Origin of the sequence: Flagellimonas onchidii (assembly GCF_004804315.1) — a bacterium.
In the GTDB taxonomy this organism is placed as follows: Bacteria; Bacteroidota; Bacteroidia; order Flavobacteriales; family Flavobacteriaceae; genus Flagellimonas; species Flagellimonas onchidii.
This window is the reverse complement of sequence record NZ_SRXX01000011.1, coordinates 34716-49176: the sequence shown is the minus strand read 5'-3', so window position 1 is coordinate 49176 and position 14461 is coordinate 34716. Positions and strand designations below refer to the sequence as shown.

General features: G+C 39.9%; 11 protein-coding genes. 3 read left to right on the top strand and 8 right to left on the bottom strand.

The genetic code is table 11. From position 1 onward, the window contains the following. Positions 1-53 precede the first annotated feature (53 nt). The gene (gene dgt / locus E4661_RS12485) at positions 54-1412 is read left to right on the top strand and encodes a dGTP triphosphohydrolase (RefSeq protein WP_136467783.1); all 1359 of its coding nucleotides are present in this window, start codon (positions 54-56) and stop codon (positions 1410-1412) included. Here the strand turns inward: dgt and E4661_RS12480 are convergent. Both E4661_RS12480 and dxs read right to left on the bottom strand, forming a co-directional pair. Beyond that, positions 1409-2476 carry a DUF3078 domain-containing protein gene (locus E4661_RS12480; protein WP_136467782.1) on the bottom strand — a complete coding sequence of 356 codons (1068 nt, stop codon included), beginning with the start codon at positions 2474-2476 and terminating at the stop codon, positions 1409-1411. The two genes, dgt and E4661_RS12480, sit on opposite strands and share 4 nt — an antisense overlap. After that, a complete protein-coding gene (gene dxs, locus E4661_RS12475) occupies positions 2464-4245 on the bottom strand; it encodes a 1-deoxy-D-xylulose-5-phosphate synthase (RefSeq protein WP_136467781.1) in 1782 nt (593 codons plus the stop codon). The genes E4661_RS12480 and dxs overlap by 13 nt, the downstream gene beginning before the upstream one ends. Before the next feature lie 74 nt (positions 4246-4319). Here dxs and E4661_RS12470 point away from each other — a divergent pair, with 74 nt between their 5' ends. Next, positions 4320-4772: a nucleoside deaminase gene (locus E4661_RS12470; protein WP_417936400.1), complete on the top strand. Its 453-nt coding sequence runs from the start codon at positions 4320-4322 to the stop codon at positions 4770-4772. 56 nt (positions 4773-4828) lie between these two features. Here E4661_RS12470 and E4661_RS12465 read toward each other — a convergent pair whose 3' ends face one another. From E4661_RS12465 to aspS, 4 genes are all read right to left on the bottom strand, one after another. Next, positions 4829-5020: a cold-shock protein gene (locus E4661_RS12465; protein WP_136467780.1), complete on the bottom strand. Its 192-nt coding sequence runs from the start codon at positions 5018-5020 to the stop codon at positions 4829-4831. Positions 5021-5100: 80 nt separating this feature from the next. Beyond that, on the bottom strand, positions 5101-5364 hold the full coding sequence (locus E4661_RS12460) for a hypothetical protein (RefSeq protein WP_168796370.1): 264 nt from the start codon (positions 5362-5364) through the stop codon (positions 5101-5103). Continuing rightward, on the bottom strand, positions 5361-7145 hold the full coding sequence (locus E4661_RS12455) for a chloride channel protein (RefSeq protein ID WP_136467779.1): 1785 nt from the start codon (positions 7143-7145) through the stop codon (positions 5361-5363). Before E4661_RS12455 ends, E4661_RS12460 begins: the two co-directional genes overlap by 4 nt. A gap of 63 nt (positions 7146-7208) precedes the next feature. Then, on the bottom strand, positions 7209-8957 hold the full coding sequence (aspS, locus tag E4661_RS12450; RefSeq protein ID WP_136467778.1) for an aspartate--tRNA ligase: 1749 nt from the start codon (positions 8955-8957) through the stop codon (positions 7209-7211). 299 nt (positions 8958-9256) lie between these two features. Between aspS and E4661_RS12445 the strand changes: the two genes are divergently transcribed. After that, positions 9257-9607 carry a toxin-antitoxin system YwqK family antitoxin gene (locus E4661_RS12445; protein WP_136467777.1) on the top strand — a complete coding sequence of 117 codons (351 nt, stop codon included), beginning with the start codon at positions 9257-9259 and terminating at the stop codon, positions 9605-9607. A gap of 67 nt (positions 9608-9674) precedes the next feature. Here E4661_RS12445 and E4661_RS12440 read toward each other — a convergent pair whose 3' ends face one another. Beyond that, entirely contained in the window at positions 9675-13184 is a 3510-nt protein-coding gene (locus E4661_RS12440) for an efflux RND transporter permease subunit (RefSeq protein WP_136467776.1), read from the bottom strand. Between the two features lie 69 nt (positions 13185-13253). After that, on the bottom strand, positions 13254-14444 hold the full coding sequence (locus tag E4661_RS12435) for an efflux RND transporter periplasmic adaptor subunit (protein WP_136467775.1): 1191 nt from the start codon (positions 14442-14444) through the stop codon (positions 13254-13256). Positions 14445-14461: the final 17 nt, after the last annotated feature.

The window sequence follows — 14461 nt, the reverse complement described above, 5'->3', positions numbered from 1 at the left end:
GCAATTATACAATGCGGGCATAAACAGTATATTGCACCTTTATTCCAATCTGTATGAACTGGGAAACCCTATTATCTCTTAAACGCCAAGGCGATACGCATAAAAGACTTCGAATAGAACAAGAAGAAACCCGTTTGGGTTTTGAGGTGGACTATGATCGTATCATTTTTTCTTCGGCCTTTAGGAGTCTTCAAGATAAGACCCAAGTAATTCCGCTTCCCATAAGTGTAGGTTCAAAAAAAGATTTTGTACATACCCGCCTCACCCATAGCCTTGAGGTTTCTGTGGTTGGAAGGAGTTTGGGGCGCATTTCGGGAAAGCAAATTTTGGAAAAGTATCCTGCTTTAAAAGAGGTTCATGGTTACAGATTCAATGATTTCGGTGCTATTGTTGCGGCGGCGGCATTGGCTCATGATATTGGCAATCCACCCTTTGGGCACAGTGGCGAAAAGGCTATTGGCAATTATTTTGAACAGGGCAACGGCCAAAAATATAAAGGTTTGCTTTCCGATATTGAGTTTCAGGATTTAGTGAACTTTGAGGGCAACGCCAATGGGTTCAAGTTGCTCACAGAGTCTAGGGAAGGAGTGCCAGGAGGATTGCGTTTAAGTTATGCCACCTTGGGCGCTTTTATGAAGTATCCCAAGGCATCATTGCCCAAAAGGCCCTCTAAGCATATAGCGGATAAAAAGTTTGGTTTTTTTCAGTCCGAGGAAGATTTTTTTATGGATGTGGTCAAGGAACTGGAATTGATTCCCAATCCAAACAATCCAGGGACTGGGTTTTTTAGACATCCGCTGACTTATCTGGTCGAAGCTGCGGATGACATTTGCTACACCATTATCGATTTTGAAGACGGCATCAACTTGGGACTCATTCCGGAAGAATACGCACTAGAGTACCTTATCAACTTAGTCAAAGACAATATCAACACGAAAAAATACAATGCCATGACCACTTCAAGTGATCGATTGAGTTATTTAAGAGCATTGGCTATTAGCACCCTAATCAGGGATGCTGTTGATGTGTTTGTGACCAACGAAACTAAAATTCTAAGTGGTGATTTTGATGCTGCCCTTTTGGATTGCGGCAAATACCAAGCCCAGATTGATGATATTATAAAATTAAGTGTTGAAAAAGTCTACCAATCCACTGAAGTCATAGACAAGGAATTGGCGGGATATAAAATTATCTCGGATATTCTCGATTTGTATACCACTTCATTGATTAATGTTAAGCAAGGTACCGATACCAATTATGATAGACTGCTGTTAAAGAGCCTGCCGGATAATTACAACAATCCAGATAAAACCATCTATAAAATTTTATTGGACACGTGTTGTTTTGTAGCCAGCTTGTCAGATAGTGCGGCAGTCCATATCCACAATAAATTGATGGGCAAACAATTTTAAAAGGCATAGTTGAGCCCTACACCCAGTAATTGTTTAAATTGGATTTTTGGAATACCTGGGTCTACAATGTTACCATCGGCATCCGCCACTTCATCAAACTTGATATCGTCATCAAAAATGACATGGGAACCTATATTGGCGTTAATGTTTTTGTTGACCTTAAGAAGGAAATTTAATTCCCAGTCCACGTCTATGTTTCCAAAACTTTGCAAATAGTCTGAATATAGGCTGATGCGATGATTCATCAGCACATTTTTAAGCACTTCTTTTTCCCAAGAATTGGTCACCAAAAAACCAAACTCCATAAAAGTATGCTCGCCCTTTTCAACCCCAAAAACCCCTTGCTCAGATAAATCTTCGTCCAAAACAAATGTGGCTTTTTGAGTGACAGGAGAAATGTATAGGTTGAATTTTTTTCCATCAGGAATATAACTTGTACCTGCTCCCAGGAATAAATAACCAGGTGCCATAAAACGAGAAATGGGGGTGGTTCTGTTTGGATATTTGTAACCGTTTGAAAATTGGGTGTTAAAGTTGGCTTTCACCGAATAGTACCAATTGGTAATGGTATCTTTTCTAAAACCGAAGGTAGAGGCAAACCTGATTTGATCATCTGTTTTTCTAAGCTGCCTTCCCTCTTGGGCATTTAGCCCATAGCGCAAACGGAGCTCATTGTTCCAGTTGAGGTAGCGGAATTTGTAATTCCGGTTGAATTTCATGTTGGCAAGGGCGGAAACAGAATTGTCGCCACCTGCATTCCAGTTGACAAAGGCAACCTCATTAATATTGAGTGCAAATTGATTGGTTTTGTCCCAAAAAGAGTGCGGCACAAATCGCTTGTATTTTTTTAAAATGGGTTTAATCCGATTAAGTACTGTCACTGGACTTGTTAATTTTGCGCCACGTGGTACATACTTAAGTTTAATATCCTTTATTCGGATAACTTCAAAGGCTGAAGCAGTGGTATCTGGGTCTCGTTCAAAAACGCTTAAAGGGTTTACTTGAGCGTACGATGATAGAAAAGAGCACAGGAAAAAAAACAAAAAACAAATTATTGGTCGCATTGGTTGAGGGTTGACTTTATATAAGAATGTATTGCATCAAAATCTATACCAGCCATCGCTTGGGTTTCAGGAATTGTTCCGTGTTCAACAAATTTGTCAGGAACTCCAAAAACCTTAACGGTTTTATGGTAACCTTCACGATTGGCAAATTCTAAAATTGCTGAACCAAAGCCGCCAGTTTTGCATCCATCTTCAAGAGTAATGATATGATTGTACTTTTTGAAGATTTTATGAAGCATTTTCATATCCAATGGTTTTACAAACCGCATATTGTAATGCCCGATAGTGTCTTTATGGTCTATTTCATCAAGTATTTTAAAAACCATATTACCGATATGTCCTATGGAAAGGATAGCGATTGAGATTCCTTCTTTTATGCAATTCGCTGAACCAATCTTTATGGTCTCATAATGATTCTTCCAACCCAAGTGTAAACCACGCCCTCTTGGGTAACGAATGGCAATAGGGCCATTTAGGCCTAACTGCGCGGTATACATAATGTTGCGAAGCTCCATTTCGTTCATGGGTGCAAAAATGATCAAGTTTGGGATACATCGCAAATAAGCCAAATCAAATACACCATGATGCGTTGCACCATCCTGTCCAACAAGTCCGGCTCTGTCCAAGCAAAAAATAACCGGTAGATTCTGAAGTGCTACATCATGTATTACTTGATCATAGGCGCGTTGCAAAAATGTGGAATAAATATTACAAAAAGGAACAAGTCCTTGGGTTGCCATTCCTGCGGCTAAGGTAACGGCATGTTGCTCCGCGATACCAACGTCAAACGCCCTTTCAGGAATTTCATCCATCATGAATTTAAGGGAACTTCCTGTAGGCATTGCGGGTGTGATACCTACAATTTTTTCATTCTTCTTTGCAAGGTCGACCAATGTATGTCCAAAAACATCTTGGTATTTGGGAGGAAGATGTTCTTTAGATTTTTTTAGTCGTTCACCAGTATCCTTATCAAATTTTCCAGGAGCATGATAGACGACTTGGTTTTCTTCCGCTTTTTTAAGCCCCTTTCCTTTAGTTGTAATAATGTGGAGCAATTTAGGACCTTTGACCGTCTTAAGACGATTCAGTTCTTTAATCAACACTTCCATATCATGCCCATCAACGGGTCCTGTGTAATCTAGATTTAGACACTCAAAGATGTTTTCGTCTTTTGCCGTTCCCTTCTTTACGTTGGTCAAGTATTTTTTTAGTGCTCCTACACTTGGGTCAATACCAATGGCATTATCGTTTAAAATAATAAGTGTGTTGACATCGGTAACACCTAGATGGTTCAATCCTTCAAATGCCATTCCGCTTGCAATGGAGGCATCTCCTACTACTGCTATGTGATGTTTGGACATATCTCCCTGCAGTTTTGATGCCAGTGCCATGCCCAAAGCTGCGGAAATGGCTGTTGAGCTATGTCCGGTTCCAAAATCATCATACTCACTCTCACTTCTTTTTGGGAATCCACTGATGCCTCCTATTTGCCTGTTGGAATCAAAGATATCTTTTCGACCTGTTAGTATTTTATGGCCATATGCCTGATGGCCCACATCCCAAATCAATTTGTCATTTGGGGCATTAAAAACGTAATGTATTGCAATGGTTAGCTCAACAACTCCTAAACTGGCACCAAGGTGTCCCTCTTTTGTAGAGACAACATCTATAATAAACCCCCTCAGTTCTTGGGCAAGTTGAGAAAGATTGTCCAATGGCAGTTTTTTTAGGTCCGCTGGAGAGTTGATATGTGATAAAAGCTTTTCCAAGAAATTAAAAACAAAAATACCTATTATTGGTAAATTGTTATGTGTAGTTTAGTTATCTTAAAATTGGACAGGAAATGGTGGAGAATCCATTCGACGACACATATTTTATGAAGAAAGCTTTGCAAGAGGCTGAGATTGCTTTCGAAAGGGGTGAGGTGCCCGTAGGAGCTGTGGTAACCGTGAACAATAGAATTATTGGAAGAGCACATAATCTGACGGAACGTTTGCATGATGTGACTGCGCATGCTGAAATGCAGGCCATTACCGCGGCTTCGAACTTTTTGGGAGGAAAGTATCTTCATGGATGCACCCTATATGTTACTTTGGAGCCCTGTCAAATGTGTGCAGGGGCTTTATACTGGAGCCAGATTTCAAAAGTTGTTTATGGAGCTCCCGATTTGGAGCGCGGTTACAAGGTTATGGGTGGGAATCTGCATCCAAAAACGGAAATTGTCGGTGGAATTTTGGAAAATGAAGCTTCGGAAATGTTGAAACGTTTTTTTATCCAAAGAAGGAATTTAAATTAAATAAAAATCCCGACCTACGGGCCGGGATTCAAACAAATCAAAATAAAATATTGTTGTTAGATTACTTGCACTTGTGCAGCAACCACTCCTTTTCTTCCTTCTTCTTCTTGGTATTCTACTTTGTCGCCTTCGTTCAATGATACTCCGTTCAATGCAGTAACATGAACAAAGATGTCTTTTCCGGTGTCGTCGTTGGTAATGAATCCATAACCTTTAGATTCATTAAAAAATTTTACTGTTCCAGTCATTAAAAAAAATAATTGTTAAAACACGAAAATATACTATTTAAAATGGCTAGAGGTAAAATGTGCGTGAAATCTTTGAAAAATTATTGATTTTCAGATTTTTTTTCTTCCTGAGACTGCATTTTTCTGATGTTTTCCTTGGTCAACATATAATCTTTCATATCCTTTCCCTTGCTTTCCTTGAACAAAAAAAGCGGCATTGCAATCAAAAAAAGCGCTGCTGTCCCCGCCCCAATAAACTTATTGGCCGTAGCTGTTTGCTCTTCTTTAATGCTAAAACCATAAATAATGGATCCAAAAGAAAACAAGACAATAAGGACAATCAGGTATTTCATTTTGAACTTCATCGGGTATAATTTATGAGTTTTCTCCGGTAAGCGGTCAATAGTTTGGACTTGGAAATAAAGCCCACATATTTACCATCTTTGATTACTGGAAGATTCCAAGCTCCGCTATCCTGAAACTTTTGCATTACAGCTTTCATATTGTCCGAATCATAAAAAATATGCTCGGGAGGGGCGTGCATAAGATTTTTGACAAAGGTTGATTCATAAAGCGACCTATCGAACATAAATTCTCGAATATCATCCAAAACAATAATACCCATCAATTTTTCTTCCTCGTTAAGTACAGGAAAGATATTTCGCTTGGATTTAGAAACAGATTCATGCAGCATTTGGCCCAGCGACATCTCAGGATGCACTGACCTAAAGTTGGTTTCAATAACGTTGTCCATTTCCATAAGGCCCAAAACCATCTGATCTTTGTTGTGGGTTAGCAATGCCCCTATTTTTGCTAGCTCCTTGGTATATATAGTATAGTCCAAGGCATTTTTGGTGATGAGAAACGAAATGGAAGCCGTAATCATCAAAGGAACAAAAAGTTGGTAGCCTCCAGTGATTTCTGCAATCAAGAAGATTGCCGTTAAAGGGGCATGGATTACTCCTGCAATCAATCCTGCCATTCCAATTAAAGTGAAGTTACTTTCGGAAACTGAAAATCCAAGACCAATATTGTTGATGACCTTGGCTACAACATTGCCCAAAGCGCTTCCCATGACCATTGTGGGAATGAAGATTCCACCTGCACCGCCTGCAGCAAATGTAGCTGTCATTGCAATTGCCTTAAAAATGGTGATGCCAAACAGAAGTGCAATGACCATCCAAATGTTATCGATATAGGCGTCAAAAGGTGTTGTGCCAAGTGCTTTTAGATGATTTCCATCCAGTAGATTGTTGATAAAACCAAAACCTTCACCATATAGTGGAGGAATAGCATACAACATGATTCCTATAGCAATCCCGCCGACCAGCAATTTATATTTCGGACTTTTAAACCGTTTGAAGAATTCCAAAATACCAAAGTACATTTTCGTGAAATAGATAGAAGCAAATGCAGTGCCTACCCCCAACAGTACATAAAATAAGGTGTCATTAAGTTGAAACCCTTCGGATAACGAAAAACTAAAGAGTACTTCGTTCCCTAGAAAAAAGTAGGAGGTAAGCACCCCTGAAATAGAAGCTAATAAAAGTGGTAGCATGGACAACATGGTAAGATCCAAAGTGAATACTTCCACCGCAAAAATGATAGCGGCAATAGGGGACTGAAAAATGGATGAAATGGCGCCCGCGGATGCGCAGGCCACCAAAAGCGACCTTGTTTTGGCATCTATATGAAACAATCTACTCAAATTGGAACTCAATGCGGAACCTGATTTAACGGCTGGCCCCAGCAATCCAACAGAACCTCCAAAACCAACGGTTAAGGGAGCTGCAATCAAGGGAGTATAAATGTTTTTAACCTTTAGTATGCCTCCTTTTTTGGATAAAGCAAAGATTATGGAAGACACGGCATGTTGAATAGGCTTTTTATGCACATATTTTACATATAGATAGACCAAGGTTAAGCCAATAATCGGCAAAACAAAATATAATTGGTTTTGAGAAAATACAATTCCCTCTTCCAGTGCGGATTGAATAAAGTAGGTAACATTTTTTAAAGTGACGGATACCAATCCGGCCAAAAACCCAACCACTATACTCATGATGTGCACAAAAGTGCGATTGGAGATATTTTTATATCGCCATTTTAGGAAACGGGTGAGCCAGTTTTTCTTTTTGTTGGACATGAAGAACTATGAGATACTTAAAAGTATTAAAAAATCCCGCTCAAAGGCGGGATGTTAGTTTACTTAGATATCCAATTTAAGATGCAGTTCCTTCAATTGTTCTTCATCAATTGTAGCAGGAGCATCAATCATCACATCTCTTCCGCTATTGTTTTTCGGGAAGGCGATAAAATCTCGAATGGTTTCTTGGCCACCTAAAATGGCAACTAGTCTATCTAAACCAAAAGCGATTCCACCATGAGGAGGCGCTCCATATTGGAACGCATCCATTAGAAAGCCGAATTGGGCTTTGGCTTCTTCAGGAGTGAACCCTAAATGTTTGAACATAGTGGCCTGAATTTCTTTATCATGGATTCTGATGGAACCACCACCTATTTCGTTTCCGTTCAATACCAAATCATACGCATTGGCTTTCACTTTACCTGGTTCCGTTTCCAATAACTCCAACTGACCTGGTTTAGGAGAGGTGAATGGATGGTGCATGGCATGATAAGTACCAGTTTCTTCATCCAATTCCAATAATGGAAAATCAATGACCCAAAGTGGAGCAAATTCATCTGGTTTTCTAAGGCCCAAACGCTCAGCTAACTCCATGCGAAGAGCACTTAGCTGCGCTCTGGTCTCATTGATGGTTCCAGAAAGCACACATATTAAGTCGCCTGCTTTGGCATTGGTTGCTTCTGCCCATTTGGCCAAATCTTCTTGGTCATAGAATTTATCCACAGACGATTTATAGGTGCCATCTTCATTGCATTTTACATAGACCATGCCTTTGGCTCCAACTTGAGGGCGTTTTACCCAATCAATGAGTTTGTCAATTTCTTTTCGGGTGTACGAAGCTCCACCGGGAACAGCGATTCCGACCACCAATTCTGCTGAGTTGAAGACATTAAAATCTTTGTGTTGGGCAACAGCATTCAATTCACCGAATTCCATACCAAAACGGACATCGGGTTTGTCGTTGCCAAATCGCTTCATGGCTTCATCATAGGTTATTCTTGGAAAATCTTCTACATCTATTCCTTTAATTTCCTTTAAAAGATGCTTGGTCAAGCCTTCAAACGCATTCAAAATATCTTCTTGCTCAACAAAGGCCATTTCGCAATCAATCTGGGTAAATTCTGGCTGCCTATCGGCACGAAGATCTTCATCCCTGAAACATTTCACAATCTGGAAATACTTATCCATTCCCCCGACCATCAGCAATTGCTTAAAGGTTTGTGGTGACTGAGGCAATGCATAAAATTGACCTTCGTTCATGCGACTAGGCACTACAAAATCCCTCGCACCTTCGGGTGTGGACTTAATAAGATATGGAGTTTCAACTTCGATAAATCCCTTGTCGGAAAGGTGTTTCCTTACCTCCATGGTCACCTTATGCCTAAAGATAAGGTTGTCTTTGACAGGGTTTCTTCGGATATCCAGATATCGGTATTTCATGCGGATGTCTTCACCACCATCAGTATCGTCTTCAATGGTGAATGGAGGAAGAAGCGAATCGTTCAGGATTTCAAGTTCTTTTACAAGTACCTCAATATCTCCTGTAGGGATGTTGGGATTTTTGGAGGCTCTTTCAATGATTTCTCCTTTTATCCTTATTACGGACTCCCTTCCCAATACTTTGGCTTTGTCCAATAATTCGGATGATGTACGGTCTTGATCAAAAACCAATTGCGTAAGGCCATAGCGATCTCTAAGGTCTACCCAGACCACAAAACCTTTATCCCTTACTTTATGTACCCATCCACTTAGGGTTACTGCTGAATTGATGTCAGATGCCCTTAGGGCGCCGCAAGTATTGTCTCTATACATGATATCTCTTAATGGAGGGCAAATTTAAGAGGAATGTCAAAATTTCTTGCTACATATATACATTTTCTGATATGGAATGTTAGCTAAAGGGATTGATTTATTTTATAAAATAATCAGATTTAATGTAATATTTTTCGATGAAACCCTTCGTTTTAAAAACTTAACATTGGATAATTATCTGATTATTAGTTATATATGATGTAAATGTAAATTTAATGTTATGTAAATATGTCTTTAATGTAAAATACTTCCTATCTTTATTACGTTAAGATTATTAAACAAGTTAAAACCTATAGCATATGAAGAAAGCAGTATTTTTTATGGCGGTGCTATTTTCGGTTTGTATGTATTCCCAGAACTCTGAGCCTACTTTGGAAAAGGTGGGTGAAATGGTAAAAGCAACATATTTTCACGAAAATGGCCAAATTGCCCAAACGGGACATTTTTTAAACGGTAAGTTGCACGGACAATGGTTCATGTATAACACAGAAGGTAAAAAGATAGCTTCGGGCAAGTACATAAATGGCGTAAAGTCTGGAAAATGGTTTTTCTGGGAAAAGGAGATTTTGAGGGAGGTGGATTTTTCAGAAAACCGCATTGTTGATGTAAAAAATTGGAATCAATCCGAAATTGCGTCAACAAATCGATAACAAAAAAACAATTACAAAAAAGCCCCGGTTTTGACCGGGGCTTTTTTTTTGAAAACAACTTTTCCAACTACGCTGCAATATCTAAAACATTCTTGTTGTTTTCTTCTTTTCTCACTTTTCTTCTATGGAGTCTTACCTTAACTCTGTAAACCAAACTGAATAGTATTGGAACCACAATCAAGGTCAAGAAGGTGGCAACCAACAATCCGTAGATTACAGTCCAAGCTAAAGGCCCCCAGAAAATTACGTTATCTCCTCCAAAGTAAATGTTAGGGTTGAACTCGCTGAACAATGTAAAAAAGTTGATGTTGAATCCGGTTGCTAGTGGAATCAGCCCAAGAATCGTAGTGATTGCGGTCAACAGAACTGGACGTAGCCTTGCTTTACCACCTTTAACCACAGCTTCCATAAAGTCCTTGGAATCTAAAAGATCTTCTTCCTCCAAATCGAGTTCTACTTTTTTCCTATCAATCAATAACTGAGTGTAATCCAATAGCACCACACCATTGTTTACTACGATACCTGCCAGTGAAATAATTCCCATCATGGTCATCATAATTACAAAGGCGCTTCCCGTGGCTACTATTCCTCCAAATACCCCTATCAAACTCAAGAAAATTGCAAGCATGATGATTCCGGGCTTGGAAATCGAATTAAACTGGAAAATCAAAATAAAGAAGATCAATCCGAGTCCGGTAAAAAATGCTCCCATAAGGAAGGCCATTTGCTTATTTTGTTCTTCGATCTGACCAGTATAGTCAATTTTAATGTCCGCAGGAAGGTCGGTAAATCCAGCCATTTCTTCCTGTACCTTGCTAACAATGGCTCCGGCATCAGTAAACCCAGGGGCCAAAGCGGAATAAACGGTAACCACTCTTTGCGTTTCTCTATGTTTAATGGCACTGAAGCCAGAGGTATTCACCTGTTTTGCTACTGCGGATATAGGAACTTCTTTGGTTTGTCCAGAGTTCTGATCTTTAAAAGTGATTTTTTGGTTAAAGATAGCACTGGTGTTGTATCGGTTCTCTTCATTAAAGCGAACATAAATGTCGTAATCTTCACCATCTTCCTTATAAATACCAGCTTTTGCTCCAAAAATGGAATTTCGAAGCTGCTGTCCGACCTGTCCTGTAGACACACCAAGTTCTCCAGCCTTTTTACGGTCTACTTCAACCAACATGGATGGCTTGGATTTGTTCACATCAATTTTAAGCTCGTCAATTCCGGGAATATTTTTGGAATTGATATAATTCCGCATTTTTTCGGCTGTAGTAATAAGCTCGGAATAGTCATTACCTTCCAATTCAATATTTATTGGATATCCAGTGGGAGGACCCACGGCATCTTTTTCGACCGAAATGGCAACACCAGGGTAAACATCCTTCAATGCTTCCTGAACTTTTTTCAATAATTCGTTACTATCTGCCCCCTCTCGGAACTTGTATTCTCGCATGGTGGAGGTAATTTTTCCACGGTGAGGCATCTCTGCCGCGGAACCTCCATCTGTTTGTGGGTTACCCGCACCTTCACCCACTTGGGAAACTGCACTTTCTACCAAGAAGTTATAGTCTCCGTGCAAGTACGCGTCTTCGTTTACGATTTCATAGACCCGCTTTTCGATATCTTGGGTAATTTCATTGGTTTTTTTGATATCTGTCCCTTCAGGATATTCGATATAAACAATAATCTGGTTTGGGGTGTTGTCAGGGAAAAACTCCACTTTGGTTCGCTGACTGCCAACTGAAGCTCCAAAGCCCATAAAGGCAACGATGAGCAACACAAATGTTCCAATGGCGATAAAAATTGGCTTTCTACCTGTTAATGCCCTACGTAATGTTCTTTCATAGAATTTCTCCCATCTTGGTAATACCCTGTTTTGGAATCCATTGGCCCAACCTCTTAAGAAAAGCCTGTAAACCCAAAGCATGATGGCAGTAAAGACCATAAGGGTACCCAAAGCTCTGTAGCTTCCTCCAAAAAGGATAATCAACAATCCAATTCCTGCAACGATTGATGTTATTTGGATTATTTGCTTCATAGGCATTTCCTTGTCCTCAGTAGTCATATAGCGTGAAACCAATACCGAGTTAAAGAAGATGGCCACAAATAGGGAAGAACCTAATACTACGGATAGGGTCACCGGGAAATATATCATAAACTGTCCCATTACCCCTGGCCATAACCCTAGCGGAACGAAGGCCGCTACTGTCGTCAAAGTCGAAATAATGATTGGAAATGCAATTTCACCTATTCCTTTTTTGGCAGCCTCCAAGCGAGACATTCCTTCTTGGTCAATAAGACGGTACACATTTTCTACAACCACAATACCGTTATCTACTAGCATTCCCAATCCCATAATCAGACCAAACAAGATCATGGTGTTCATGGTATACCCCAAGGTGCTCAAAATCATGAGCGACATGAACATGGACATGGGGATTGCGAATCCAACAAAGAGTGCGTTCTTAAATCCTAAAAAGAACATAAGAACGGTTACCACCAGAATAATCCCGAAGATGATATTGTTTACCAAATCGTCCACTTGACCAATGGTCTTTGAAGATTGGTCGTTGGCAATGGAGACTTCAAGGTCTTGGGGGAATACATTTTTAACTGCATTTTCTACAATTACTTGAATCTGTTCAGCCGCAGCCACCATGTTTTTACCAGCACGTTTTTTAACATCCAACATTACTACCGGATGTCCAAACTCTCTTGCATAAGTGGTCTTGTCCTCTTCCTTAAAAGTTACTTTGGCAACATCTCTTAGATATACAGGGTCTCCATTTTCTGATTTTACCACAAAGTTGTTCAAATCGTTGGGCTTGTCAATTTCACCAACAATTCTAATAGTTCTGCGCTGCCCGCTGGTAATAAGGTTACCGGCGGAAGTGGTCATGTTTTCCCTGCTGATGGCATTGATAATATCATCAAAGCTTACTTGGGCAGCCATCATTTTATAGATGTCAACAGCAACTTCAACTTCTTTTTCCTGCGCACCACGGATATCCACCTGCTTTATCTCTGATAATCCCTCAATTTCATCTTCCAAATACTCACCATATTCTTTAAGTTTATCCACTGGATAATCTCCTGAGATGTTGATATTGAGAATTGGGATTTCTTCAGACATACTCAGGTCAAAAACATTCGGTTCCACTTTGGCGCCGTTAAATGTCGGCCAATCCTCTCCCGCTGTTTGGGAGTCAACCTCATCCTTAACCTTTTGCTTTGCAGCCTCAACAGTAATATTTTCGTCAAATTCCACAATGATCATGGAATAATCTTCTTGCGAGGTTGAGGTAATCTCAACCACATTACTTACGGTCTTAAGTTCATCTTCAAGAGGGTCAGTTATCAGTTTTTCAATATCTTCCGCGGTGTTTCCGGGATAGAGCGAACTGATATAGATTTTGGTTTCTTTAATTTCGGGGAAGTTCTCTCTTGGCATACTAAAGTATGCTGAAGCCCCTAGAAAAAGAATTACTGCAATCAAAACATACATGGTTGTTTTGTTGTCGATGGCCCATGAGGACAATCTGAATTCTTTATCTACTTGTTTCTTTTGTTTACTCATGCTGTATAAGTCTTAGGTCTATAGTTGATAGACGTTAGTTGATGGTTTTCCACAGAGATGCTCTGTTGACTATTTCCCATGGCCTTGATCACCATTCTTAATTCTTACCTTCTGTCCTTCCTTTACACTACGTGCCCCTTCATCAATTATACCATCTCCACTGTTAATTCCGGAAAGTACCTCTACAAAATCACCTTGGGTTTTTCCAGTGGTGATAATAGCTTTGTGTGCAATGGCATCGGAGGAGGTAGAATCAGCTCCAATTAAATACACATATTGCTCTCCTTCTGCATTTTCTGACACAATACTTTGAGGAATTAAGATGGCCTTGTCATTGGTGTAATCATTGATCATCACTTTGGCAGTAAGGTTCGGCTTTACTTTTCCTCCTTCGCTAGGAACTGGAATTTCAGCGGTAAAAGACCTGTTACTAGGATTGATAAAATTACCAGTTTGCCTTATTTTGGTAGTTACGCTATCTCCCAATACGGGGAAATAAACATGAACGTCCTTACCAGGGGTTACATTTGGCAAATGACTTTCAGGAACCTCAACTTCAATGTACATATTGGATAGATTCACAATTCTGAAAACTTCCGACCCTGGGCCTGGACTAACCACTGTACCTTGATCTTTTATTACGTCATCGATAATTCCCGAAAAAGGAGCTCTAATAGCAGATTTGCCCACTTGGCTCTGCATTTGCTTTACTGCATTTTCTTGAGCTTCATAGGAAGTCTTTGCCTCCAAATATTGAATCTCGGAACCAATGTTCTGATCCCACAATCTTTTTTGACGCTCAAAGGTAGTCTTGGCAAGTGCAGCCTGCGTTTTTAATTGGGCTAATTGACTGGACAAGCCACCATCATCGATAGATGCCAATATTTGTCCTTTTGAAACTTTCTGCCCCTCTTTGACATAAACTCGGTTCAGTGTACCGGCCATTTCGGGGTAGATAAGTACATTTTGTTTGGTCATTACGTCACCTTGAAGCTCCAAATAATGATTGAATTTTTGGGTTTTGGCTTCTATTGTTGTTACCAAGGGCAATTTGGCATTGTCATCCAAAGAGGAGATTACAGAATCCAAAATATGAAGGTCTTTTTCTAGGGCCTTTCGTTGCTCGGAGATTTCCGCTTGCTTTGCGCGAATAACATTTAGATCATTGCTTGCAATTGCGCTTTCCACGGTATTTTTATCACCACCTCCACATGCGTAGAGAACCATGGCAGCTAAGACAATGTATGTTATGTTTTTCATGATGATAAGGTTTTTCT